This window comes from Janthinobacterium lyxosi (assembly GCF_051380665.1).
Lineage (GTDB): Bacteria > Pseudomonadota > Gammaproteobacteria > Burkholderiales > Burkholderiaceae_D > Janthinobacterium.
Genome location: NZ_JBNYXM010000084.1, coordinates 1 through 1,367 on the forward strand (window position 1 = coordinate 1; position 1,367 = coordinate 1,367).

The window sequence follows — 1,367 nt, forward strand, 5'->3', positions numbered from 1 at the left end:
TAATGCCGTTCACTTAAGCAGTTTTTCGTAGAACTCGAGTGGCATAGCGCTTTGGTTTTGCCTTGACGGCCCGGTCGAATTTTCGATCGGGCCGTTCGTCATTCAGAAGACTAACCAGCCTTTCACGCAGATGCTTCATTGAATCTGGAAGCTTGCCATACGACCTGGTGACGGCAGCCCAGTGAAGTTCGAATTGGATCAAGTGGAAGGCGCGGATGAAGCTCACTTCCGTCGGTTCGCATTTGACCACCAAGGCGGCCTTGGCGATCTCCAGGCGGATCAGGTTATAGGCGATCAAGGTACCCCAAATCTCCTGGTACACGCCGTTCACGGTTTTTGAGCGCAGGGTGAGCGTGCTTCCAAGCATGGTCTGTTTGAGTTCACGGTAGCTTGTTTCGATGCCCCAGCGACGTGTGTAGCCGTTCGCAATATCGCCAGGCTTGTAGCGGCGTCGATCGCGTAGCGAAGTCAATAGGACACGTTTGCGTCCTTGCGGATCGACGACAGTGATGGCGCGCGCCTCCCAAAATTCCGGCAACTCAGCGCATTTGGCACGCGCCTGCGGCGACACGCGCATGCGCACGGTGAAGTCGTCGCCATCCTCATCGCCCTCGATCACTTCCCAGCGGGTATTCGATTTAGCGGGAATGATGAAGTGGCGTTCGTTGCCGTCACGGGTCAGCGCGCACAGAATTTCAGCCGAGAGGAACCCGCGATCAAAGACGGTGAGCGAGTCATTGGGCACTGCATCGATCAGCTGTTTGGCATACAGCATTTCATTGGTGCCGTAAGGGCCGAATGCGGCGCTGTGAACAATGTGCGTGGACAACGCAGTGAGCGTCACCCCACGCACTTGGGGATAGCTCGCGATGGCGCCGCTGGAATAATTTTGTGCCCCGAAATGTTCACGGGTCTCGACATTGTCATGGGTCCGTAAAGTGGTGCCGTCCATGGCAAACAGCACCAACCCTTTGAATATATAGGCGCGACGATCCTGGTCGCACCAATGCTGTGCGGAGTGATCGAACAGCCATTTCAAAGGATCTGCCCCGACGCGCTGGCGGGCCTGGGCGGCAGCGCTCTTGCTGACAAAAGGGGTCTGCGCGTCCGGAACAGCCAAGCCCAGATCATCGAGTACTTCACTGATGGACTTGTGACGATAGAGCGCCAAAGCCACCATCAGCCAGACTACTTGCTCGGCTGGCAGGCGCCGATGGCGGATGCTCGTAGCGTCGGTGCGCTGCACGGCCTGTTCAATCCACTCGACCGGCAAATGTTCCCCTAGTCGGCGCCAGTCAGGTGCCTCGAGGTAATTTGCCAGGAAATGGAGAGTGTCATCGAGCATAGCCATACAGGTTAACAGCTGG

Annotated in this window: 1 protein-coding gene; it reads right to left on the reverse strand. The window is 56.8% G+C overall.

Annotation, left to right across the window (positions count from 1 at the left end; genetic code table 11):
• Positions 1-13 precede the first annotated feature (13 nt).
• Entirely contained in the window at positions 14-1,345 is a 1,332-nt protein-coding gene (locus tag ACQ4WP_RS29255; RefSeq protein ID WP_436526805.1) for an IS4 family transposase, read from the reverse strand.
• Positions 1,346-1,367: the final 22 nt, after the last annotated feature.